Annotated in this window: 17 protein-coding genes; 15 read left to right on the top strand and 2 right to left on the bottom strand. The window is 62.0% G+C overall.

What is annotated here, in order from left to right:
• The first annotated feature begins 971 nt into the window (after positions 1 to 971).
• The 11 genes from SIDU_RS15370 to SIDU_RS15320 all read left to right on the top strand — a co-directional run bounded on the left by SIDU_RS15370 (position 972) and on the right by SIDU_RS15320 (position 15970).
• The gene (locus tag SIDU_RS15370; RefSeq protein ID WP_007685104.1) at positions 972 to 3449 is read left to right on the top strand and encodes a TonB-dependent receptor; all 2478 of its coding nucleotides are present in this window, start codon (positions 972 to 974) and stop codon (positions 3447 to 3449) included.
• 26 nt (positions 3450 to 3475) lie between these two features.
• Positions 3476 to 4252 (top strand): SDR family oxidoreductase, encoded by a 777-nt coding sequence (locus tag SIDU_RS15365; protein ID WP_025771139.1) that lies wholly within the window; start codon positions 3476 to 3478, stop codon positions 4250 to 4252.
• Between the two features lie 56 nt (positions 4253 to 4308).
• Positions 4309 to 5484, top strand: a complete 1176-nt coding sequence (locus SIDU_RS15360; protein WP_007685106.1) for an acetyl-CoA C-acyltransferase — start codon at positions 4309 to 4311, stop codon at positions 5482 to 5484.
• A 51-nt stretch (positions 5485 to 5535) separates the two neighbouring features.
• Entirely contained in the window at positions 5536 to 6012 is a 477-nt protein-coding gene (locus tag SIDU_RS15355) for a MarR family winged helix-turn-helix transcriptional regulator (protein WP_007685109.1), read from the top strand.
• 712 nt (positions 6013 to 6724) lie between these two features.
• On the top strand, positions 6725 to 7516 hold the full coding sequence (locus tag SIDU_RS15350) for an enoyl-CoA hydratase/isomerase family protein (protein ID WP_013038795.1): 792 nt from the start codon (positions 6725 to 6727) through the stop codon (positions 7514 to 7516).
• 72 nt (positions 7517 to 7588) lie between these two features.
• A complete protein-coding gene (locus SIDU_RS15345) occupies positions 7589 to 9706 on the top strand; it encodes a 3-hydroxyacyl-CoA dehydrogenase NAD-binding domain-containing protein (RefSeq protein WP_007685112.1) in 2118 nt (705 codons plus the stop codon).
• Positions 9703 to 11502, top strand: a complete 1800-nt coding sequence (locus tag SIDU_RS15340; protein ID WP_007685113.1) for an acyl-CoA dehydrogenase — start codon at positions 9703 to 9705, stop codon at positions 11500 to 11502. The genes SIDU_RS15345 and SIDU_RS15340 overlap by 4 nt, the downstream gene beginning before the upstream one ends.
• A 12-nt stretch (positions 11503 to 11514) precedes the next feature.
• The gene (locus tag SIDU_RS15335; RefSeq protein WP_007685115.1) at positions 11515 to 12516 is read left to right on the top strand and encodes an NADP-dependent oxidoreductase; all 1002 of its coding nucleotides are present in this window, start codon (positions 11515 to 11517) and stop codon (positions 12514 to 12516) included.
• A 16-nt stretch (positions 12517 to 12532) separates the two neighbouring features.
• Positions 12533 to 14098, top strand: coding sequence for a class I adenylate-forming enzyme family protein (locus SIDU_RS15330; protein ID WP_007685116.1), 1566 nt, complete (start codon positions 12533 to 12535; stop codon positions 14096 to 14098).
• Positions 14099 to 14305: 207 nt separating this feature from the next.
• Entirely contained in the window at positions 14306 to 15220 is a 915-nt protein-coding gene (locus SIDU_RS15325) for an SDR family NAD(P)-dependent oxidoreductase (protein ID WP_007685118.1), read from the top strand.
• Positions 15221 to 15253: 33 nt separating this feature from the next.
• Positions 15254 to 15970 (top strand): hypothetical protein, encoded by a 717-nt coding sequence (locus SIDU_RS15320; RefSeq protein WP_007685121.1) that lies wholly within the window; start codon positions 15254 to 15256, stop codon positions 15968 to 15970.
• 77 nt (positions 15971 to 16047) lie between these two features.
• On the opposite strand, the gene SIDU_RS15315 is transcribed toward SIDU_RS15320, so the two are convergent.
• A complete protein-coding gene (locus SIDU_RS15315) occupies positions 16048 to 16449 on the bottom strand; it encodes a DUF6766 family protein (RefSeq protein ID WP_007685123.1) in 402 nt (133 codons plus the stop codon).
• Between the two features lie 278 nt (positions 16450 to 16727).
• Between SIDU_RS15315 and SIDU_RS15310 the strand changes: the two genes are divergently transcribed.
• The 4 genes from SIDU_RS15310 (at position 16728) to SIDU_RS19470 (ending at position 21706) form a co-directional block, all read left to right on the top strand.
• Complete coding sequence (locus SIDU_RS15310) at positions 16728 to 18905, top strand: TonB-dependent siderophore receptor (RefSeq protein ID WP_007685125.1); 2178 nt, start codon at positions 16728 to 16730, stop codon at positions 18903 to 18905.
• On the top strand, positions 18905 to 19483 hold the full coding sequence (locus SIDU_RS15305; protein WP_007685128.1) for a hypothetical protein: 579 nt from the start codon (positions 18905 to 18907) through the stop codon (positions 19481 to 19483). Before SIDU_RS15310 ends, SIDU_RS15305 begins: the two co-directional genes overlap by 1 nt.
• Entirely contained in the window at positions 19480 to 20832 is a 1353-nt protein-coding gene (locus tag SIDU_RS15300) for a PepSY-associated TM helix domain-containing protein (RefSeq protein WP_007685129.1), read from the top strand. The genes SIDU_RS15305 and SIDU_RS15300 overlap by 4 nt, the downstream gene beginning before the upstream one ends.
• A 646-nt stretch (positions 20833 to 21478) precedes the next feature.
• Positions 21479 to 21706: an NAD(P)/FAD-dependent oxidoreductase gene (locus SIDU_RS19470; protein WP_007685131.1), complete on the top strand. Its 228-nt coding sequence runs from the start codon at positions 21479 to 21481 to the stop codon at positions 21704 to 21706.
• A gap of 345 nt (positions 21707 to 22051) precedes the next feature.
• Here SIDU_RS19470 and SIDU_RS15295 read toward each other — a convergent pair whose 3' ends face one another.
• Entirely contained in the window at positions 22052 to 23641 is a 1590-nt protein-coding gene (locus SIDU_RS15295) for a ShlB/FhaC/HecB family hemolysin secretion/activation protein (protein ID WP_007685133.1), read from the bottom strand.
• Positions 23642 to 23692 lie beyond the last annotated feature (51 nt).

Genomic DNA, 23692 nt, shown 5'->3' with positions numbered 1-23692 from the left:
TGAGTTTACGGCTTAGGTCGTGTGGACGAATTCAAGACTTGCCGGACTGAGTGACTTGGGTGCCTAGCGGACGCTTCCTCTATTCGTCACCCCGGACTTGATCCGGGGTCCCGCTGCCTTGGACGAGGCGGGCACTCAGACAAGAAAGCGGGACCCCGGATCAAGTCCGGGGTGACGGTGGGGCAATGACCGAAATTGGCCATTTCACAACATTTTCGAATTTGTCCACGCTGTCTAGCTACGCTCCGCTCCGGCTCGCGAAAGCAGCCATTTTCGGCTCGACATCTTCTGAATGTCGATACGGCCCAGGACCGATCGACGGCACTGACGCTGCCGATCCGAGAGTATCGCCAATCTGCAAGCCCTCCGGCGCGATATTGCCCGTGAGGATGCCGTTCCGCGTCACGCGCTCCAGGTTGCCGTAGGTGCAAGATCCTTAAAATAGCAGCTTGACGCTATCGGACTGCGACTATATCTGTATATACAGATAAAAGGAGGGGTAGGCGATGCTGGACGTTGCCGGAAATCGATATGGCCAAGGGAGAGGCGGTGAACAAAGGTAACCCAAGCTGGGGACTCATGCCGCTGTGGCTGTCGTTGCTGAAGCAGGGCGCGGATCGGAAGTTCCTCTGAGATGATGGCTCATCGCAATGCTTTCGGTCCTGGCAGATGTGCGGGCAGCAGGCTGACATAGCAGGGCCGTGTGCAAAAGCATGGCTGTTCCGGGCGTGCAGATGTTTCGCTGCCCCGTCCATTCAAAGCTTGGGTGATTCCATGACAGAATTCGTCAAAGTCCAACTTCATGGCGGCATTTGTACCGCAACGCTGGCGAGAGCTGGAGAAGGGGAACGCGCTGACCGCGGCCAAGCGACCTGGTAGGCGCCGCCTTTCTACATAAATTACCTGTATATACATGTAATTTATGTACGACAATATAAGAATTTGATGAAAGACGAGGGGAGAGAGATATCATGATTGCTGACGTAAAACGCAAGCTGCTGCATGGGTCCGCATTTTGCCTGGCCCTGCTTACGGCAGGGGGGCATGCGGCCGCCCAAATTCCTGACGCAGTGAGCCAGGAGGCGCCTGCTCAGGACGGCCAGAATGAGGGGGGGCTGCAGGAAATCATCGTCACGGCGCAGACCCGCGCGCAGAAGCTGCAGGAGGTTCCGATCTCCGTGGTGGCCGTGCAGGGTACCGATCTTGCGACGAAAGCCGTCATTCGCCCGATCGATCTTCAGATCGCCGCGCCCGGCTTCACCGCCACGGAGACGGCGTTCGCGACGCAATTCTTCATCCGCGGCATCGGTTCCGGCCTGAATGCCGGGTTCGAGCAGTCGGTCGGCCTCTATGTCGATGGCGTCCATCTGCCGCGGTCGCTCCAGACCCGCATACCGTTCCTGGACGTGGACCGGGTCGAAGTGTTGAGGGGACCGCAATCCATCCTGCTCGGCAAGAACGCCATTGCCGGGGCCTTGAACGTGACGACGGCCAAACCCACGCAGGATTTTTTCGGCCGCCTCACCTCGTCTTACGAGTTCAACGCCAATGAATTGGGTCTGGAGGGGGCTGTCTCCGGCCCCATCACGGATACGATTCGCGTCCGCGTGGCCGGCAAATATCGCAGCAGCGACGGCTATATCAGGAACCTGACTCTCAACCGGCTCGAACCGGCGAGAGACGAAGCTGCCATTCGCGTGACAGCGGACATCGACGTCACCCAAGACCTCCAGCTTTCCTTCAAGAGCGAATACAACCAGTTCAATACAGATGGCAAAGCCATGGAGATATATGGCGAGGAACCTGCAAAAGCGGGGCCTTTTGCCGGGCTCACTTATGCCCAGGTGCTCGTCAACGTGTTCCACCTCGATCCTACGCTTCTCGACAACCGGATCGACGGCCGCCGGACGTCCGACGGCGAGAAAAGCCGGGCCCACGCCACCGCCAACGTCCTGACGCTGAACTGGCAGACGGGCGGATACACCCTGCGTTCGACCACGGCCTACACGACCGCCCTCGCGGACGATGACGCGATCAATCCGGATCTGCTGGGGGCACGGATCATCACCGGCCATATCCACGACAAGTACACGCAGTTCAGCCAGGAGCTCCGGCTGATTTCGCCCAAATTCGACAGTTTCGACTTTATCGCGGGCGCCTATTACGCCAATGGCCTGCAGCGTTATCGTCAGGCCGTCGGGTTCCCCTCGGATTCGACGTTCGTCACGATCGTGAATGCGCGCCAGCCGGGTGCCGGCACGCTGGTGGCCAATACCTGGATCAACCGGCGGGTGAGGGTGGAGGCGGACACTTTCTCCGCCTTCGGCCAGTTGAACTGGAGGCCGATATCCGATGTTACGGTCCAGCTCGGCGGCCGTCTGAGCTACAGCAAGATCCAGGGCTCGAAGATCCTCACTGTCGAACCGATAGGCGGCGGAGCGCTTCCGGCCGCCCAGGTCAATGCGCCCCTGGTCTATGCGCAGGTTCTGGCGGCGTCGTCCTCCAATCTCGCCGGGCTGGGAGCGGCCGGGAATGCGATGATCAACCGCCTCGGCGAATTCCCCGTCGCCGGGACGAGGCGGGAAACGCGATTCACGCCCGACGTGAAGATCCTGTACCGGCCGACTCCGCAAGTCATGCTTTATGCGGGCTATGCGCGTGGTCAAAAGAGCGGCGGGTTCGATTTCGCCGCCAACAACAGGTTGACTTATCCGACCGCGCGCGATGCCTTCGAATTTGACGACGAAAAGGCACAGAATTTCGAGGTCGGCAGCAAGATGTCGCTGCTCGGAGGACGTGCCGAACTCAATCTCGCAGCTTACTACACCAAGCTCACGAACCTGCAGATCTCCATCTTCGACGGCCGTTTGGGTTTCAATGTCGGCAATGCCGCAAGCGCGCGGGCGCAGGGGATCGAGGCCAATGGGCGGATGCAGTTGGGACGGCACTTTACGCTGTCGACCGGCGTCAACTATACGGATTTCAAATATCTCCGCTTCCCCAATGGCCAATGCTATTTCGGACAGACGCCCACCGTGGACGGCAATGGCGACGGGGTGCCGGAATTTTGCGACTATAAAGGAAAATCCAGCCAGTTGACGTCAAAGGTTACAGCCAATGCCAGCCTGACATCGGTCTTTCCGATATTCGATGGCTACCAGATCGGCACGACGGCCGAGGTCTTCTATGCGAGCGCCTATGACGCGGCGGCCAATTACGACCCTGCCGGTCGGCAGGCCAAATATGCCTTGCTCAACATGCGCGTCGGAGTCGGTCCGGAGAACGGGTCCTGGGAATTGGCTTTCGTCGGCAGGAACCTTACCGACAAGCAGGTTTTCCAGTTTGTCGGGGATACTGCAATCGCGGCCACCGTTGCGCAGGCCAAGTCGAACTACGCCATCCTTTCACAGGGTCGGACGCTGGCCATTCAATTGAACGCAAAGTTCTGAACAAAATAATCCAAAAAGGAATTACAATGGACGCTCGAAAACTGTTCAATCTTGAAGGAAAAACCGCCCTCATTACCGGAGGGACGCGTGGAATCGGGTTCATGATCGCCCAGGGTCTCGTTCAAGTTGGGGTCAAGACCTATGTCACGTCGCGAAAGGCCGAAACCTGTGAGGAAGCCGAGGCGGAGCTTCGCAAGATTGGCGAAGCCTACGCCATACCCGCCGACGTCGCCGATGCGGATCAGGTCGCTGCCCTGGCCGCGGAATTCTCCCGGCGCGAGGACAAGCTGCACATCCTGGTCAACAATGCGGGTACCTCCTGGGGCGAGCCGTTCGACCAGTTTCCGCAATCGGGCTGGGACAAGGTCATGCATCTGAACCTCGGCGCGGTCTTCTTCTTGACGCAGAAGCTCGCTCCGTTGCTGCGGAACGCCGCGACATCAGATGATCCGGCGCGGGTCATCAACATCGGTTCGGTCGACGGCCTGACCGCGCCGGCGGTCGAAAATTATCCCTATTCCGCCAGCAAGGCGGCGGTGCATCATCTCACCCGCCACTTGGCCCGGTTCCTCGCCGAATCCCATATCAACGTCAATGCCATCGCCCCCGGACCGTTCCCGACCAAAATGACCGAGTGGCTGCTCCAGGAACATGGGGAGGAAATCAATTCGATGATCCCGCGTCGACGCACCGGCACGCCCGGCGATGCGGCAGGGACCACCATATTCCTCGCCTCTCCCGCATCCTCCTACATCACCGGCGCAGTCATTCCGCTGGACGGCGGCTTCTCCACCACCCGGTGAGGCAGCGCCTCAATCAAGCCCGGCACCAAATTCGTTGAGCATTTGAAGGAACAGACATGCGCGACGCAGTAATCGTCTCCACCGCCCGCACGCCGATTGGGAAGGCATATCGCGGCGCTTTCAACAATCTTCCCGCTCCGACGCTTGCCAGCCATGCGATCAGCGCAGCGGTCAGCAGGGCAAAGTTGGATCCCGCGGACATCGACGACTGCATCATGGGCAGTGCATTGCAGCAGGGGAGCCAGGCCACGATCGGTCGGAACGCGGCGCTGCGCGCTGGCCTTCCGGTCACGGTCGCGGGCATGTCGATAGACCGGCAGTGCGCATCCGGCCTGATGGCGATTGCGACCGCCGCCAAGCAGATCATCGTCGATCGCATGGACATCGTGGTGGCAGGGGGCGTGGAGTCGATCTCATTGGTCCAGACCGACGCCCTTCGCGTCGACGAAGACCCGGAATTGGTCGCGCTTCATGGCGATGCCTACATCGCCATGATCGACACGGCGGAAAATGTCGCACGGCGCTATGGCGTCAGCCGCGCGGCCCAGGACGAATATTCGCTCCAGTCGCAACAGCGCACCGCCGCGGCACAGGCCGCTGGTCTGTTCCAGGACGAGATCGTGCCCGTGACCGCGACAATGATCGTGACGGACAAGGCGACTGGAGAAAAGACGTCCAGGATCGTCACTCTCACGCAGGATGAAGGAAATCGCGCCGACACCACTCTTGAGGGGCTTGCCGGTCTGAAGCCGGTCCGCGGGCCCGACGCCTTCATCACCGCCGGCAATGCCAGCCAGTTGTCGGACGGTGCGTCCGCATCGGTGCTGATGGAGCGCCAGGTCGCCGAGGAGCGGGGACTGCAACCGCTTGGACGCTATCTCGGAATGGCCGTTGCAGGCACTGAGCCCGATGAAATGGGGATAGGGCCCGTGTTCGCCATTCCCAAACTCCTCGATCGCTTCGGCCTCGGCATCGGCGACATCGGCCTTTGGGAATTGAACGAGGCCTTTGCAAGCCAGGTCCTCTACTGCCGCGACGCGCTGGGCCTGCCCAATGACCGCCTCAACGTGAATGGAGGGGGCATCTCCATCGGCCATCCTTATGGTATGACGGGTGCCCGGTTAGTGGGTCATGCGCTGCTCGAAGGGCGGCGGCGCGGCGAGAAATATGTCGTCATCACCATGTGCGTCGGAGGCGGCATGGGGGCGGCCGGACTGTTCGAAGTGCTGTAAAGACAACGGGACGGTTGACTGCCTGATTTTTAGCTGTATATACATGCAATTATGCGTGATGTAGATGCTTCGCTTCTCTCCGCCCAACATGGGCTTGACTGCACTTGCTTCAGGTTGCGGCAGGCAACGCGCCGCGTATCCCAGATCTACGACAGTTATCTGGGCGAACTGGATCTCAAGAACACCCAGTTCACGCTGCTTGCACACCTCACCTTGAAGGAGTTTACCATCGGGGAACTGGCGGACTGGATGGTCATCGACCCCACGACGCTCAATCGCAATCTGCGATATCTCCAGGAGCGCGGTCTTATTGAGAGCGCGCCCGGCGAACGTGACCGGCGGGAACGTTGCCTCAAGGCAACCCCTGCCGGTCGCGATCTCTACAAGCAGGCGGTCCCGTACTGGAAGGCGGCGCAGGCTGCCATACGGAAGGCGCTGAGCAGGGAGACGAGCGACCAACTCCATTCGGTGTTGTTGCATGCAAGCAAGCTCGATCTGCCCGAAGAGGCTGTGATCGCCCAGAATTGATCGACATTCGGCCCTCTCGGGCTGCCAATGGCTTTTCCTGTGTTTCCAGTGTTCGCCCGCTTTGTCCCCGCGGCGCTGGACCGTCTACCGCGTCCGCTCTTTGACTGAGCGCGGCTCGTTCCAGACTGTGGCGGGAGTTGCGTCGAGTCGCCGAAGCATCTTCAACGCAGGGACGAGTTGTGAAGCGTTCCGGCCAAGTCTTCGCCGGATTCCAAGGCAATGCTAGGCCGCGTGGACAAATTCGGAATGTCGGGAAAAGGCCAATGGCGGACATCAGTTTCCGTCACCCCGGACTTGATCCGGGGTCCCGCTGCCTTGGGATAGGCGTGCACTTGGAAGAAAGCGGGACCCCGGATCAAGTCCGGGGTGACGAATAGGGGGGCGTCCGCTCTCCACTCAAATCACTCAGTCCGGCAAGTCTTGAATTTGTCCACGCTGCCTAGGGTATGGAGCTTGCGCGCGGGACTTGACCATTTTACGGTTTCCGTCCCCGTTGATTTCGTGAAGCATGGCCCGGCCATAGCTGCAATTTGCACCGCCTTGGGAGTCTGCGCGCTGATCTGATGCGACCTGCGCAAAAGTCCGATTCCATCAAATCCGAGAGCCGGTTCAACCCTCCCAGAAATCGGCTTGACTTGATCGGCGGGCAGATGCATGCACCTACAGGCATTTTATCTGTATATACAGATATATTGAAATCGGGAGAGACGACATGTCTGAGTTTTGTACTTTTGAGCTCGATGGGAATGTCGGCGTGCTTACCTTCGCCAACGCCCCACTCAACCTCATCACCTTTCCGCTGATGGACCTGTTTGACGAAGCGCTGAACCAGGCGGCTCTGTCGGACATGCGCGCCCTTATCGTGCGGAGCGAGGGCCCTCACTTCTGCGCCGGCGCCGACGTCAAGATGTTCCTCGATCGGTCGGAGGCCTATGCCCGCCACCAGTTCAGCCGCGCGCTCCCGCTGATCATTCAGCGCCTGGAGGAGCTCCCCGTTCCCGTCATTGCACAGGTTCAGGGCTTCTGCTTGGCCGCCGGTCTGGAAATTGCCATGGCCTGCGACATCATCGTCGCGGGCAAAAGCGCGGAATTCGCCCAGGTCGAAGTGCATATCGGCGCTTCCACCTTCCTGGGCGGCATCGAACGCCTTGCCACCCTTTGCGGCGCCAATCGGGCCCGTGAGATCGTTTTTGGCGGCGATCGCTATTCGGCCGAGCAGTTCGAACGCTGGAACATCGTCAATCGCGTGGTCGAGGATGAGCAGCTTGCCGAAAAAACCATGAAATATGCTCGTCGGATCGCGAGCGGTCCGACCCGGGCCCATGCGGTCAGCAAGCGCCTTGTCCGGGCGGCGCTGGACGATGGCGTGCGCGGCGCGGACCGCCTGATCGGCGATATCGCCGCGCCGTTGTTCGAGACCAAGGACATGCAGCATGGCGTGCGCGTCCTGCTTGAGCACGGCTCGCGCAACATGATCGGCAAGGCGAAATTCGAGGGCAACTAAGTCCCCTCGATCTGTGCGGTTCAGGAGGGCGGCCGTGTCGCCCTCCTGCACAATCTCAATGTGGAACATCTGATGACCAGTGCGCTTGCAATACATGACGGCGTTGCCGTCATTGCCTTGGACAATCCGCCTGTAAATGGCCTTTCGCACGCGCTGCGATGCTCCATTGTGGACGCCGTTGCCGAGGTCAACCTCAATGAAAATATCGTGGCAGCCGTCCTTATCGGGGCTGCGCTCCCCTTTTCTGGAGGGGCGGACATCACCGAATTCGGTACGCCGAAAAGCTGGGAACAGCCCGATCTCGTAGCGGTCATAGAGGCGGTTGAAGCCTCGGCGAAGCCTGTGGTGGCCGCCATCGCCGGGGTGGCGCTTGGCGGCGGACTCGAACTGGCATTGGGATGTCACGCGCGCGTCGCCCTTCGCAACGCCCGCGTCGGATTGCCTGAGGTGAAGCTCGGACTTCTTCCGGGCGCGGGCGGCACCCAGCGCCTCCCACGGCTTGTCGGCGTCGAGACCGCACTGGATCTCATTACCAGCGGCCGGCTGCTGCCGGCCGGCGCGGCGGAACTCAAGGGCATGTTCGCTGCGCTCGTCGAGCCGGACGAGGATCTGCTCGAAGTGGCGTCTTCCATCGCCCGCTCGGTCGCGCGTTCCGGCGATCTGCCATCCATCTCCAGCCTGCCGCCAGCGCAGCCGCGACCCGAAATCTTCGATGCCGCCCGCGCTCGGTTGAGCCGATCGGGTGAACGATATCCCGCTTTGCCTGAGATCATCGCCGCCGTCGAGGCGGCAACCGTCCTGGATTTCGCGGCCGGGATGGAGGTCGAGAAGTCCGCGTTCAAGCGGCTTATCGAGACCGACGTCTCCAAGGCCCTGCGCCACGGCTTCCTCGCCGAACGGCGTGCCTCGCACGTCCGGGCGATTGGCGCGGACGTGGGCGTTCGCCGCCTGGACACCGCCGCCGTCATTGGCGCGGGCCTTATGGGGACGGGTATCGCCCAATGCCTGGCGGCTGCGGGTATCGAGGTCACCCTGCTCGAAACCAGCGAGCAGGCCACGGTCCGTTCGGAAAAGAGCGTCGATGACGTCCTTGGCCGTGCGGTGGCCAAGGGGCGCCTGACCGCGAAGCAGGCGGAAGCGCAGAAGGCGCTCATCCGCTGGACCACGGATTATGGCGATCTGCGCAATGTCGATATCGCTATCGAGGCCGTCTTTGAATCGCTCGAAGCAAAGCGCGCGGTTTTCGAGGAGCTGGACAGGAATCTGCGTCCTGGCGCGATCCTGGCTTCGAATACCTCGACCCTGGATCTCAACGCGATTGCCGCGTTCACGCAGCGGCCGGCCGATGTCGTGGGAACGCATTTCTTCAGTCCCGCGAACGTGATGCGCCTGCTGGAGGTCGTCCGCGGCGACCGGACGGCGCCCGATGTGGTCAAGACAGCGATGCAATTCGGCCGCCGGATCGGCAAGGTCAGCGTCCTGTCCGGCGTCTGCGACGGCTTCATCGGCAATCGCATGGTCGAGGAATATTTCCGCCAGGCGATGTTCCTGGTCGAAGAGGGGGCGCTGCCTTTTGAAGTCGACGAGGCGCTGGAGGAATTCGGCTTCTCCATGGGGCCGTTCAAGGTCGCCGACCTTGCCGGGCTGGATATCGGCTGGTCGATCAGGAAACGGCGCGCGCAGGAACGGCCCGACATGCCCTATTCGCCCGTGCTCGACGGGCTTTGCGAGCAGGGAAGATTCGGCCAGAAGACCAAGGCGGGAGTCTATCTCTATGCCGATGGCCGCACGGCCGTGCGGGATCCGGAGGTTGAACGGTCGATTGCCGCCTTCTCGCAGTCTCAAAATATAGCGCGGCGCGAGATTTCAAAATCCGAAATCGTCGACCGTTGCGTCCTTGCTCTCGTCAACGAAGGCGCGAAGATCCTGGAGGAAGGGATCGCCCAGCGAGCGAGCGATATCGATGTCGTCTACCTCGCTGGATACGGCTTCCCGGACTTCCGCGGCGGACCGATGTTCCATGCCGACAGCGTCGGCCTCGACAAGGTCGTCGAACGCATGACCGTCTTCGAACGGCTCCAGACGCGTGACCCGGCTTTCTGGCGGCCCGCGCCCCTGCTTCAGCACCTCGTTTCAACCCATTCCAACTTTGCGGATTGGACCAATCGGTCCGCCATGGAGAATTTATGACAACCCTGAACTCGAAACTGCTCTCAAGGACGAATCTCGACTTCCTTCTCTATGATTGGCTCGAAGCTGAAGCCATGACCGAACGGGAGCGTTTCGCGGATCACGATCGCGCGACCTTCAGCACGATGATCGATACGGCTGAAAAGATCGCCACCGACTGGTTCGCCAATCACAATGCCAAGGGCGACAAGCACGAGCCCTATATGGAAGATGGAAAGGTCGTGCTGATCCCGGAGATCGCGAAGGCCTATGGCGCCTTCCGCGATGCCGGGTTCCTGGCGACGACCAATGACGCGCAATATGGCGGACTCCAATTGCCCTTCGTCATCGACCGGGCGTGCATCGCCTATTTCCTGGCGGCCAATATCGCGACATCGGGCTACGCCTTCCTTACATGCGCCGCGGCCAATCTTCTGCTGGCCCATGGCACGCCCGAACAGATCGACCGCTTCGCCCTGCCGATGCTGGCCGGGCGCTTCACCGGCACCATGTGCATGTCGGAACCGCAGGCAGGCTCGTCGCTCGGCGACATCCGCACCCGCGCCGAACTTCAGCCTGACGGCAGCTACAGGCTCTTCGGCACGAAGATGTGGATTTCGGGCGGGGATCACGAACTCAGCGAGACAATCGTGCATCTCGTGCTGGCCCGGACGGGTCCGGCCGAACATGGCGTGCGCGGACTGTCGCTGTTCATCGTACCCAAGCACATCGTGCGGGATGGAAATCCGGCGGAGCGCAACGACATCGCGTTGGTCGGGCTCAATCACAAGATGGGCAACCGGGCGACGACCAACTGCGTCCTGAGCCTTGGCGACGGACAATTTGCCGTCGACGGCCAGGCGGGAGCGGTGGGCTATCGCATCGGCGAGGAAAATCGTGGCCTCTCCTACATGTTCCATATGATGAACGAGGCGCGCATCGTCGTTGGCCTGGGCGCGGTGATGCTCGGCTACACCGGCTATCTGCATGCCGTGCAATATGCGCGCGATCGTCCGCAAGGCCGCGCGCTGACCCAGAAGGGCGGCGATCCGGTGGCGATCATCCAGCATGCGGACGTCCGCCAGATGCTGCTTACGCAAAAGGCCTATGTTGAGGGCGGGCTTGCTCTGTGCCTCTACCTGGCAAAGCTGCTGGACGATCAGTCGACAGGCGACGAGGAGACCGCTCGCCGGGCGTATCTGCTTCTCGACCTGCTTACTCCCATCGGCAAATCCTGGCCCGCGAAATGGTGTCTGGAGGCCAATAATCTGGCGATCCAGGTGCATGGCGGCGCCGGTTACACCCATGACTTCCCGGTCGAGCAATTCTATCGCGACAACCGCATCAACGCGATCCATGAGGGCACGCACGGTATCCAGGCGCTTGACCTGCTCGGGCGGAAGGTCCTGAACGGCGAGGCGATAGCTTATCTGGATTCCGTGATCGATGACCGCTGCACTTCTGCGGCCCGCAGTGCCAATCCGGACACGCAGGAGTGGGCGAAGCGCCTGCGCAGCGCCTGGCAGGATATCCAGCGCGTCACTGAAGGGCTGAGCCGGGAACAGGATGTCGAACGTCGGCTGGCCAATGCCGGCCTGTATCTCGACGCATTCGGTCACGTCATCATCGCCTGGATATGGCTCGAACAGGTCGACGCCCTCGATCGCGCGACCGACGTCTCAGAGGACTTCATCCTCGGGAAGCGCCAGGCGGCCCGATATTTCTTCGATTGGGAATTGCCCAAGATCAACCACTGGCTCGCTATACTCGAACGATTGGATTCCACCGCACTCGAAATGCAGGATTCCTGGTTCTAACAAGGATTCGACATGACCTATTCGAACAGAAAAATAATATTCGCGGAGCGCCCCACCGGAGAAGTCACGAGAAGCGCCTTCAATTTCGTGGAGGAGACCCTCCCGGAACTGAAGGACGGCGAGGTTCTTGTAAAGAATCACTATATCTCCATCGACCCCTATCAGCGCGGCCGCATGAAGACGGGCAAGAGCTACGCCAAGCCCATGGACATCGGCGATGTCATCGTGGCTGCCACCGTGGGCGAAGTGCTGGAATCGCAGAGCGACGCGCTCCCGGTGGGAACGATGGTCGCGGGCTATCTCGGGTGGCAGGAGAAGGCCATTGCGCGGGCCAAGCACCTGCAAATGATTCCGGCGACCGGCGGCGTGTCCCCATCGGCATATCTCGGCGCCGCCGGCCTGCCTGGCGTGACCGCCTGGATGGGATTGCGGCTGATCGGCGAACCCAAGCCGGGCGAGACGGTCGTGGTCTCGGCGGCCGCGGGTGCGGTGGGGAGCGTCGCGCTCCAACTGGCGAAGAATGCCGGCGCGCGCACCGTGGGCATCGCCGGCGGCGCGGCCAAATGCGCCTATATCGTCGACAAGTTGGGCGCGGACGCAGCGGTCGACTATCGCGCGGATGACTTCGCGGATCAGCTCGCTGCAGCTACGGGCGATGGCGTCGACGTTTATTTCGACAATGTCGGCGGCCCGGTGAGCGACGCGGTCTTCGCCAGGCTCAACAACTTCGCCCGCGTGCCGCTATGCGGCGCAATTTCCGAATATCAGTCCAAGCCGGCGCCGATCTACAATCTGACGCAGGCGATCATCACCCGCGCCCGCCTGCAGGGTTTCATCTGCACCGACAGAATGGACCTCTGGAATAGCGCGGTGGAGGAGCTTGTCGAACTGATCGCGCAGGGCAAGATCATCTTCAACGAAAGCGTGGCCGAGGGTCTGGACGCGGCCCCGGAAGCCTTCATCAGCATGCTCAGCGGCGGCAATCTGGGCAAGCAGCTGGTTCGCCTCGCGTAAGGAAAAGGAACGGGAGATGGATGAGGACACGCTGCTTGGCATGTTCGACAAGGCCGTTCGCGAGCATCGCGGCAAGAAGTTCCTGCATGATCGGGGAAATTGGCTGAGCTATGGAGAGGTCGATGATCTCGCTCGCAAGGTCGTCGGCTTCCTTCGCGAGCAGGATGTCGCTGCAGGCGACAGGATATTGGTTGCCCTTCCGAACAGCGTATTGTTCCCGATCATCCTCTATGGTATCCTGCGCATAGGGGCGACCATCGTGCCGGCTAATCCCCTGCTGAAGGGTCGCGAACTGGCGATGCTGGTCGACCATTCGCAGGCGAAGGTCGCCATTCTGGCGCCCGATTCCGCGCGGGAACTGCAACAGGCGCGCCCGGACGGCCTGGCTGCAGCGGCCTTCGTCGCGGGGGGCGTGGCCGAAGGCTTCGTCGAGTTCGAGACGGCTCTGGAGCGCAGTACGCCCGCGAATGACTGGCCGCAGGCGCGGAAAGACGACATAGCGGCCTTTCTCTATACTTCGGGTACGACGGGCGACCCCAAGGCGACGATGCTGTCTCATGGCGCTCTCGCGGCGGCGATCCGGGCCTGGGTCGAGAAATTCGCCCTCACCTCCGACGACCGGCAGATCGCCATGCTGCCGATGTTCCATTCTTTCGGCTTCATCGTTGTCCTGAACACGACGATGTCGGTCGGCGGCAGCTTGGTCATCATTCCCAGATTTCTGCCGGAGCCGGCGCTTGAGGCGATTTCCGAGCACAAGATCACGGTGCTGACGGCGGTCACGACGATGTTCGGCGCCCTGCTGGATGTCGCGGAGAATCGTACGCCGGCGCTGGAATTCCCCGCGATGAGGCTGGCTGGCGGCGGAGCAGCCTCCATCCCTCCTGATATCGTGAGCCGGGCGGTTGCGACTTTCGGCTGTCCCATGGGGCAGGGATATGGCATGACCGAATGCGGCACCGCCGCCACATTCACCGCCCACAAGACGGAGCTTGCCCTGGGCGAAGTCGGCACGCCCATGTTCAACATCGAACTGGGGATCGTCGATGATCGCGGCGATCCTCTCCCGGATGGCGAAGTGGGGGAGATCGTGGTCCGCGGCCCCGCGGTAATGACCGGCTATTACCAGAATCCGGAAGCTACCGCCGCAGCGCTCAAGGACGGCTGGCTTTATACCGGAGATCTGGGACTGCGCACGCCTGATGGGCAGTATTTCTTCAAGGATCGCAAGAAGGAACTCATCATAAGAGGTGGATTCAATGTTTCGCCCGGCGAGGTGGAGGCGGTTCTTTACGAGCATCCCGATGTGAAGACCGCCGCCGTCATGGGCATTCCGGATAGCCGTCTGGGCGAGGAAGTGGTTGCCTTCGTCGTCCGCAAGAGCAAAGAGCCCATCGACACGCTGGCCCTTCGGGAATTCGTGCAGGGCCGGGTCGCACCCTATAAATATCCAAGGCATGTCGTGGAGCTGGAAGCATTGCCGCTGGCGCCGAACGGCAAGGTTTTGAAGAAGAATATCGATGCGTGGGGGATCGTGCGCGAGCATCTCGCATCCAGCGGGAGCGGCGGCGCAGGCACCTGATGCCAAAGGCGGAAATCGGAGTGGCCATCTGAGGGACATAGAGCCCGATTTGCAAGTTGGCCGGTGATTTCCCGTCCGGTGGCGGCGGTGAGGATGGAATATCGGCCCTGCGGTGAAAGGCGAGGGTTCACGCCCGTCCTCCATGATCGGGGCAGGGCTGGTCCGGGGCAAAAAGCGTTGGGCGCAAACATATGGACAGAGGTTTGAATGGCAATTGATCTTCGAGGCCGCGTTGCGATCGTCACCGGCGCCGGTGGCGGACTGGGCAGGGAACATGCGTTGCTGTTGGCAAAGCGTGGCGCCCGGGTCTTGGTCAACGACTTGGGCGGCGCCAGCGACGGGCGGTCCGCCGCGGCCGAAGCAGTGGCGGAGGAGATTCGCCGCAACGGTGGCGAGGCAATCTCGAACGGTGCCGATGTCACGGACGTCGACCAGGTGGCCGCGATGGTCGAGCAGGCCAAGGCGGCGTGGGGCCGGATCGATATTTTGGTGAACAATGCGGGAATTTTGCGCGACCGAACCTTCGCCAAGCAGAGTTTGGACGATTTTCGCCTTGTCATCGAAGTGCATCTCATGGGCTCGGTCAATTGCACCAAGGCTGTCTGGGGTGAAATGATCGAGCAGGGCTATGGCCGTATCGTGATGACGACCTCTTCGTCCGGGCTCTACGGCAATTTCGGTCAATCCCAATATGGCGCGGCCAAGATGGGCCTTGTAGGATTGATGAAGACGCTATCCCTGGAAGGGCGCAGGAACGATGTCCGCGTCAACTGCCTGGCGCCCACGGCCGCGACCGGCATGACAGAGGGAATTCTTGAGGAACAGGCGCTCGCTGCATTGGACCCGGCTCTCGTCGCCCCCGGAATGCTTGCCCTGGTATGCGACGATGCGCCTAACGGCATGATCCTGTGCGCAGGCGCCGGCAGCTTCGAATGCGCGCATATTACGCTCACCCAGGGCCTTTATGTGGGTGCCGACGCCCATGCGCCCGAACGGATACTCGCCGGCATCGATCGCATCCGCGAGCGCGCGGGCGAAATGGTGCCGGTCGCGGGTATGGAGCAATCGAACCATGAACTGTCTCGGGTGCCCGCCCTCCAATCGGCCGCCGCCGATGGTTAGGGGCCTGGCAAATGCCCACGAAAGGAAGCCGATATGAACAAGCTGATCGCGAATGCCATCGACGCCCATGGAGGGTGGGAGCGATGGGAAGCGCTCAAATCGGTGCAGGTCGATGTGGTGACCGGCGGCGAATTGCTTGACCGGAAAACGGCTCCCGGTTCCGGCACGCTGCGGATAACGGCCAAGACGCAGCGCCAGGAATGCCGCATGGGTCCGATCGACGGTGACATGATCACGATTCTGGAACCGGGCCGGGTAGCGATTGAAACCGCGGAGGGGACGTTGGTCGCAGAGCGGCACGACCCGCGCGCGGCCTTCAACGGTCATGAACTGGATACGCCCTGGGATCCGCTGCATCGCACCTATTTCGGCTGCTATGCGATGTGGAGCTATTTGACCGTGCCCTTCTCCCTCACGATGCCGGGAGTGCAGGTGTGGGACATTGATCCGCTTGAAGAGGATGGGGAGCTCTGGCAGGGCGTTCGTGTCGTCATGCCGGACGAAATCGCGACCCATAGCCGGGCGCAGGAATTCTATTTCGGCGACGATATGCTCATCCGGCGCCAAGACTATACGCTCGACATCGCCGGCGGTCATAGAATTGCGAACTATGCCCTGGATATTGTGAGCGTGGATGGCCTAAAGTTCGCCTCGAAGCGCCGGGCCTATATGTCCAACAAGAAATATGAGGTTCTGCGCGATCGGCTGCTCATCCGGCTGGACCTCTCCAACTTTCAGTTGATAGCGTGAAAGGCGTTTTCACCGCTGGATGCGGGCAGCGCCGGATGCAATGAATTCGCCTGCGCCGCAACAGGCGAAAGCGCAATTCACTCGTGCCCGATGTCATGTGCATGCGGTTGGGCATGGCCATGGGTCCGGAGATAGCGTTCGTCGATGGCGGCGATCATGGCCTCGGCCTTTTCGCCGCCGACGAGCTTCATCAGCTCATCGACCTTCGCCTCCAGACGATCGTCATTTTCCTTTGAGGCCGGCGATCCAACATACAGGAAATAGGCCAGGCCAACGACCTGCCAGATCAGTTGGAGGAATTCCGACTGCCAGTTCTCGAATGTGTCGCGGCCCATCTCGACCAGATAGCTGCCTACCTCGACTAGCTGGCCGTGCTCTCGAGCCTCGTCGACGAACGCGTACCAACCGAAAATCCAGTGAGCGGCGATCGAGACAAGGAAGAACAGGGCTGTAATCCAGCCATAGGCGTAGCGCTTCATCAAACAGGCTCCTCGCTGGCAAGTGGTCCCGTAACTCCGGGAGGATTGTTGCTCATCAGTAACGCAGATGAACTGGATGGGTTCATCATCGAGCGGAGAACCGCGGCGGCAGGCTGCGGGTTCAACAGACGCCGCATCCAACCGTAAAAATGCTATTGCGAGTTATTCGCGTTTATTTTAGAGAGCCGATCGTTCGAACTCGGTCGCCTGCGCATGTGCTGACAGGATCATCTCGCGGCAGCCCTTCGAAAGAGACAAGCAGACGAAAGGGTATTCCGTTGAAGTCGATCAAGTCGTTGCTGCTGGGCAGCGTCGCCATGAGCTTTTGCGCAGCCGCGCAGGCCCAGGAGGCTGCGCCGGGCAGCGATGACCAGGGCGCCATCGTCGTCACTGGCACCTACACGCTCGATCATAGCATCGATACGGCGACCGGCCTTGGCCTTGCCCTGCGCGAGACGCCGCAGTCGGTCAGCGTCATGACCGCCCAGCGCATCCTCGACCAGAACCTGATTACCGTGAAGGACGTGATCCAGAACGGCGTCGGCGTGGCGGTCAACGAAGTCGATGACGTGCGCAACAGCTTCTATGCGCGCGGCTTCGAAATCCGCAATACGCAGATCGACGGCGTGCCGGCGGCCTGGACGCTGGCCGGCGCCAATGGCGAGACGAGCGCCGACGTGTCGATCTACGAGCGGGTCGAGATCGTGCGCGGCGCGACCGGCCTCCTCTCGGGCGCGGGCGATCCGTCCGCGTCGGTCAACCTCGTCCGCAAGCATGCCGATTTCGCGGACTTCAAGGGCTATCTCAATGCGGGCGTCGGCAGTTGGGACAGCTGCCGCCTATCGGCCGACCTGGGCGGCGCGCTCACCCCGGACGGCCGCGTCCGCGCCCGCGTCGTCGGCCGCTACGAGCGGGGGAAGAGCTATATCGACATCCAGGACAGGAAGAAGTGGGTGCTCTACGGCGTCGTCGAAGCCGATGTGACCGATTCCACGCTTGTCCGCACGGGCATTTCCCATCAGGACACCAAGCCGAGCGGCGCGACCTGGGGCGCTCTGCCGACCTTCTACAGCGACGGCACGACGACATTTCTGCCCCGCTCGCAGACCACGGCCGCGGACTGGACCTACTGGAACACGACCAACCAGAATATCTTTGCGACCGTGCGCCAGGCGTTCGGGGAGCGCTGGAGCCTGACCGTCAATTACAATCGCCTGAAGAATAGCGGCGACACGCAGCTTCTGTATCTCTACGGCAATGTGAACAAGGCGACGGGGACGATCGATTCCTCCAATCCCTACAAGTCGACCGGCGAAAGCGTCCAGGAGAGCTTCGACGGACAGCTCAAGGGCGAGGTCTCGCTGTTCGGCCGCGATCATGAAGTCGTGCTGGGGGCGCTGCACAGCATCCTCAATCGCCATACCGACAATTTTGTGGCGCCCTACACTCGGAACAACCCGGCCTGGGGCGCAGGATTGAACGACTGGGCGAACAATGTTCCGCTCGTGGGCGAGGTCGGCGTGCCCTTCCCAGAGCCGGTCTGGGGCACCACGCCCGTCCGCAACGAGCAGGAGCGCATCAAACAGACCGGCTATTATGCCGCGGTCCGCCTGAATATCGCTCATCCGTTCAAGGTCATCGTCGGCGGCCGTCTGGCAAGCTGGCATCAGACCGGCTTCGCCTGGAGCGGTCCCAGCGACTACGGCAATGACGATGTGTTCATTCCCTATGTCGGCGCCTTGCTGGACGTGACACCGAACCACCGCCTCTATGCAAGCTACACCAGGATCTTCCAGCCGCAGAACCTGCTCGACCGCAACCTGCGACAACTCGACCCGCTGAACGGCAATGCCTTCGAGATCGGCCTGAAAAGCAGCTTCTTCGGCGACAAGCTCCAGACCTCCATCGCGCTGTTCCAGATCAAGCAAGACAATGTCGGCCAGCCCGATATCATGGTCACGCCGCCCGGCGGCGGCCTGCCGCAGCAGACCTATGTCGCGGCCGAGGGCATCACCAGCAAGGGCGTCGAACTTGAAGCGACCGGCCAGCTGCTGCCCGGCTGGAACGTCAACGCAAGCTATAGCCGGTTCTGGGCGGACTACAGCAATGGCGCTCCGGCGAACACGGACCAGCCGCGCAAATTGCTCAAGGTCTTCACCACCTACAGCTTCCCGGTGCTCGGCCGCGACCTGACGCTTGGCGGCGGCGTCAACTATCGCGGCGTGGCTTATTCGACCGGCGCCAACCCGGTCACGCTTGCGCCCTTCCGGTTCACGCAGGGCGCCTATACGCTGGTGAGCGTGATGGCGCGCTACAACATCACCGACCAGGTCGAGATCCAGGCCAATGTCGAGAACCTGCTCGACAAGACCTATTTCAGCCAGGTCGGCTTCTATAGCCAATATCGCTATGGCGCCCCGCGGAACTTCACGGTCGGCGCGACCTATCGCTTCTGATGGCTGACACGCTTCTGATCCTCGCAGGCGTCAGCGCGGCATGCGGGAGTGCCGCGCTGCGCCATGCATGGTCCCTGCACCGGCGCTCCAGCCTGTGGAATGCCGCGGGCTGGGGCTTGTTCCTGCTCGGCGTCGTCGCCGGCTGGTGGGGCGCGGGCGCGTGGGGCGTCTCGGTCGCGTCGCTTGTCGGCATGAGCGCGGCGCTGCTGATCCTCAGCCATGCCGCCATCACGTCGCCCGCCGCCGACAGTGCCAAGGCCTCCAACAGGCGTGTCGGCATGCTGCCCGAACGCGGCGAGCCGCTCCATCTCCGGCGGCGGCTGATGACCTTCCTGATCGTCGTCATCTTGGCGATGATCGTCTCGACAGGGCTTGGCATCGCCGCCTATGGCCTCATGGCGCTGACCGGCGCGGCCGAGGCCAATTCCGTCGTGACGGGCTTCTTCGTGACGCCGCTTGCCTGGTCGATCCTCGCCTATGCGCTCCTGATGGAGGAGCGCCGCATCCGCCAATGGGCGACGCTCGGCATCTTGGCCGTGCCGGGGGCGCTGGCTCTGATATTTGGATTGTCCGCATGACGACCATCGCCCCTGAAAGCTCGACAGTGAAGCGCGCTCTTTCGGCGCATGCCGCCATCGGCCTGCTCGCCGGCGCGCTGCTCTATATCGTCAGCCTCTCCGGCACGCTCGCTGTCTTCTACCAGGAGTTTCAGCGCATTGAGCAGCCCAGGGCGCCGGAAATGGCGTCGATCGATCCGCAGGCGGTGCAACGCGGCGTCGAGGCGGTGCTCGCCCGCGAGAAAGGCAAGCCGCTTGCCACCCATCTCTATGTCCACCTTCCCGTGGAAGGGCTGCCGCGCACGGTCATCACCACCGACACGCAGGCCGTGCATATCGACAGGACCGGCAAGATCGCGGGCAAGGAGGAGATCGCCTGGTCCGACTTCCTCGCCCAGCTTCACTATATGCTCAACATTCCGGGCCTGTTCGGCTTCATCCTGGTCGGCATTCTGGGCGTCATGATGCTGACGCTCTCGCTCTCCGGCGTGATCGCCCATCCGCGCATCTTCCGCGACGCTTTCCGCCTGCGCGCCCGCGACAAGGGGGGCCTTGGCCTTGCCGACTGGCACAACCGGATGAGCGTCTGGACGCTGCCCTTCATCCTCGCCATCTCGCTCACCGGCGCGCTCATCGGCACGGCAGGCCTCACCGCCTATGGCATTGGCGCAACGGGCTACAAGGGCGATATGGAGGCAGTCTATGCGTCCATCTTCGGCCCCGAGGGCAAGCCCGATACCAAGGCGGCGCCAGCGCCCAATATCGCGGCGGCGCTCGACTATATGGCCGCACATTATCCCGGCCAACGCCTCACCTATGTGACGCTGCACGACCCTCTGACCGCCGGGCAGCATGTTCAGATCGTCGGCACCTTCGAACGCAGGCTGGTGTTCGGCGAATATTATGATTTCGACGCGGCCGGTCGCTTCATCGGCAGAGCCGGCATCTCCGACGGTCCCGCAGGCCGGCAGATGGCCGCCTCCAACTATAATCTGCACTTCGGCAATTTCGGCGGCCTGCCGGTCAAGATGGCCTATTTCATCCTTGGCATGGCGCTCACGGCCATCTGCGCGACGGGCACCTATATCTGGCTGGGCAAGCGCGAGCGGCGTGGCATCGGGGCGCCGCGCATCCGCGCCGCGTGGGATGCCGTGGTCTGGGGCTCGCCGCTGATCCTTGCCCTGGCATTTGTCCTGCGCAAGACGCTGGGCAACGACCTGCCGCTGGTCGCGATCTTCTGGGGAGGCCTTGCCGCCATACTGGTCGCCGCATGGTTCTTTGCGGCGCCCGGACAGATTGCCAAGCTGCTCAAGCGCGCGCTTGTGCTGGCGTGCGGCCTGGGTTCGGTCCTGGCCCTCGCCGGTTTTTGAATGCCGATCGGTTTCCAGGGAGTTGCATGAATCGAACTGAATGGACGACTGCTTGTAGCACCCGACTGGCGAAAGCCTTAATTTTCAGGGGTTTCCAACCAATATAATGGATTGGAAGAAAATGGTCAGAAGAGAACAGGAAGGTTCAGTCAAGCACTTCGAATGAGACAGCAAATTTTAACCGTCCGTTCGCCGACACCAACAATAACACCAACATAGCAGATTTGAAAGCATCTACCTCCGATGGGATGACTGACACTGGGACTTTCGCGACGGTCCCCTCTGGTAACGACAATATGGTGGCGGACATTCCTGCCTCAAAGTGGCGAGGTCAGTTCCGCCAACATAGTGGTGGCTGAGCGATCAGCGTTCCCCTGAAAGCGGCCATTCGTGCATTGCTGGCGGATCTGCTCTGTGGCGGCAGGCCACAAGCCTCGCTGCCGCCTTACGCATATGCGATTGACTGCAGCGCCGAAGGTAAAACTGTCGCAATTGGGAAGTTCGTCCGCTTTCTGGTGCGTACGAGCCTCAGCGGTGCCAAAAAAGGAGAGGGTTCCGATGCGATACGATGCAATTGTGATCGGCGCAGGCCCGGCAGGCCTGATCGGCGCTATATCTTGGGCGCTACAAGCGGAGCGTTCTCGTCGTGCATGACGAGAACAGTCGCGCACTGCGCATTCCGAAAACGCATAATGCTCCGGGGTTTCCCGAGGGCATTTCGGGACCTGAGCTGATCGACCGTATGTCGAAGCATGCTCGTGAATTCGGAGCGATCATCCAGACGGCGCTGATCACGGACATCAAAGAAGATCGGAGTGGCTTCAAGATGGCGTCGAAGGCCTCTTTGGTGCCGGAGATGTGCTTGATGGTCTAGACCAGATAAGCGTCGCGATGGGCCATGGCGCGCAGACCGCGACGAACGCCCATAACTGGCTGCGCGAACAGGACGGGCACGTCCTCAAAAACACGGCCGGATAGCCCGGCAGGTCTTGGTCTAAACCACGCTTGGTGCTCAGCGCAAAGTTGCACTGCTCCATGTGCTATTCCGCATTGATCTGTGGTTACACAGGAACGACGTTGCCGATCGGTAGTTGGCCTGAGCCTGGACTACTTCGCCTTTCCCATATCGCCGCTGGAGGACAAGCTGGTCGACATTGCCGGATCGGAGGCGTCGGTACAAGTAAGCATGACAAGGCTTAGGTGAGGCTTCGCCTTCTTCCTATCGGTTCAGCTTCCAATGCCAACTGATGTTGAAGCGCCAGTCGCCCACGCCGGCGAAGGGAGCGTCGATGACCCGCGCGCCTTCCAAGCCCAGCGACGCCTTCGACGCATAGGCCAGCCTGACGCCGCCGCCTGCCGAAGCGAGGCCATAGTCGCTGGCCGCGAAAGCGGAGCGGCTGTTGATCCGGACCCTGGCCCCGTCGATGAAGCCATAGATTTCCGTGCCCTTGAGCCGTGGCGTCAGTTCCGGGCGGAAGGCGAGTTCGAAGGAACCGGCAAGACCCCGGTCGCCGCTGAGCAGCGCGGTGTCGAAGGCGCGTCCATAGTCCGGCCCGCCCACCGCCAGCCGCTCATTACCCGACAGCCGGTCCGCGCTATATTGCCCCGTCATGCGCAAGCGGCCGACGAAGCGCCTGCCCAGCATCCGGTCATAGCCTGCGCGGGCCGTGACCTTGGTGAAGACCGTGTCGGTAAAGCCCGGCGTCCCGCGCGCGTCCAATATGTCGAGGCCCCGGCTGACGGTGAGGCCTGCCGTCAGCACATCCTTCTCGCCCATCATGGAATAGCCGACCGCTGCCCGCGCTGCGCGGATATGGTCGGAAGAGAGGACCGCACCGAGCAGCGCCGCGTCGCTGTCCAGACCGTCCAGCCCGGCGCTGACCGTCAGATTGCGCTTATAGCCGCGAATGACGGGATAGCTGAGCGAAACTCCGGCGGTCTTCGCCTCGCCCGTGACCGGGAGGTTCTTGAGCCGGGTGCGCAGCCACGATCCCGACAGGCCCAGCATCAGGCCATCGGACCCCAGCGGCGTCTGGTGGCTCAGCCCGACATATTGGTAGCGCTTGAGGTCCGTCGCGCCGAGCAGCAGCAGATCGGCCCGGTCGCCGTCGCGCAGCAGGCTGTTGGCCTGGGCCGTGGCGCGCAATTGTCCGCTGCCGAGGCCGCTCTGCGTGCGGTTGTCCACGCCGAAGCTGGCGTCGAAGCGCTTGCGCGTCGGCGTGATCGCCAGCCTGACGCCACCAGGCTTCGTGCCGCGTTCCAGCGCGACCTCGACCTTCGCTCCGGGAATGTCGCGGATCAGCGAGAGATAACGCTCCAGCGCGCGGCGGCTGAGCGGCTTTTCCGCCCGCATCCGCTCGGCATAGGCGCGGATCAGCGGGCTCGCGCCCCTGGGATAGACGATATCCTCGACAAAGCCCTCCGCCAGCAACACCCTGACTTGTCCCGTGGACAGATCCTGCTGCGGGATGGCGACGGTGTAGAGGGCTATGCCGCTCCGGGCATAGGCGTCGGAGATCGCGGTGGCGAGCGCGGCGAGCGTCTGGCGCGATGCAGGACGGCCGAGAAACCGGCGCGCCGCCTGCGCGACCCGCTCCGGCGCGTCCACGCCGACGAAGTCGATGCCGCGAATGGCCGCGCCGCTATCCTCCGCGTCCACGGCGATGGCGGGCTGAACCGGCGCTCCGGTCGGCTTTTCCGGAAGGTCCGGCGAGGCGGGCTGCTCATTCTGTTGGATCAGCGGCGGCGACAGCGTCGAAGGCGGCTGCGCGGCGGCGAGCGCCGGCAGGGCGGCGAGGACAAGGAGCATGAAGCGTTCCTGCGATAAAGGCGGCGAAGGCGGGGCGCGCTAGCGTCGGCG

The sequence above is a fragment of the Sphingobium indicum B90A genome (assembly GCF_000264945.2).
Lineage (GTDB): Bacteria > Pseudomonadota > Alphaproteobacteria > Sphingomonadales > Sphingomonadaceae > Sphingobium > Sphingobium indicum.
The sequence above is the reverse complement of the archived record's forward strand: the minus strand, read 5'-3'. Positions and strand labels throughout refer to the sequence as shown.

Coding starts and splice junctions, on each gene's coding strand:
- SIDU_RS15370 (WP_007685104.1), top strand. CDS start 972: ATGATTGCTGACGTAAAACGCAAGCTGCTGCATGGGTCCGCATTTTGC.
- SIDU_RS15365 (WP_025771139.1), top strand. CDS start 3,476: ATGGACGCTCGAAAACTGTTCAATCTTGAAGGAAAAACCGCCCTCATT.
- SIDU_RS15360 (WP_007685106.1), top strand. CDS start 4,309: ATGCGCGACGCAGTAATCGTCTCCACCGCCCGCACGCCGATTGGGAAG.
- SIDU_RS15355 (WP_007685109.1), top strand. CDS start 5,536: ATGCGTGATGTAGATGCTTCGCTTCTCTCCGCCCAACATGGGCTTGAC.
- SIDU_RS15350 (WP_013038795.1), top strand. CDS start 6,725: ATGTCTGAGTTTTGTACTTTTGAGCTCGATGGGAATGTCGGCGTGCTT.
- SIDU_RS15345 (WP_007685112.1), top strand. CDS start 7,589: ATGACCAGTGCGCTTGCAATACATGACGGCGTTGCCGTCATTGCCTTG.
- SIDU_RS15340 (WP_007685113.1), top strand. CDS start 9,703: ATGACAACCCTGAACTCGAAACTGCTCTCAAGGACGAATCTCGACTTC.
- SIDU_RS15335 (WP_007685115.1), top strand. CDS start 11,515: ATGACCTATTCGAACAGAAAAATAATATTCGCGGAGCGCCCCACCGGA.
- SIDU_RS15330 (WP_007685116.1), top strand. CDS start 12,533: ATGGATGAGGACACGCTGCTTGGCATGTTCGACAAGGCCGTTCGCGAG.
- SIDU_RS15325 (WP_007685118.1), top strand. CDS start 14,306: ATGGCAATTGATCTTCGAGGCCGCGTTGCGATCGTCACCGGCGCCGGT.
- SIDU_RS15320 (WP_007685121.1), top strand. CDS start 15,254: ATGAACAAGCTGATCGCGAATGCCATCGACGCCCATGGAGGGTGGGAG.
- SIDU_RS15315 (WP_007685123.1), bottom strand. CDS start 16,449: ATGAAGCGCTACGCCTATGGCTGGATTACAGCCCTGTTCTTCCTTGTC.
- SIDU_RS15305 (WP_007685128.1), top strand. CDS start 18,905: ATGGCTGACACGCTTCTGATCCTCGCAGGCGTCAGCGCGGCATGCGGG.
- SIDU_RS15300 (WP_007685129.1), top strand. CDS start 19,480: ATGACGACCATCGCCCCTGAAAGCTCGACAGTGAAGCGCGCTCTTTCG.
- SIDU_RS15295 (WP_007685133.1), bottom strand. CDS start 23,641: ATGCTCCTTGTCCTCGCCGCCCTGCCGGCGCTCGCCGCCGCGCAGCCG.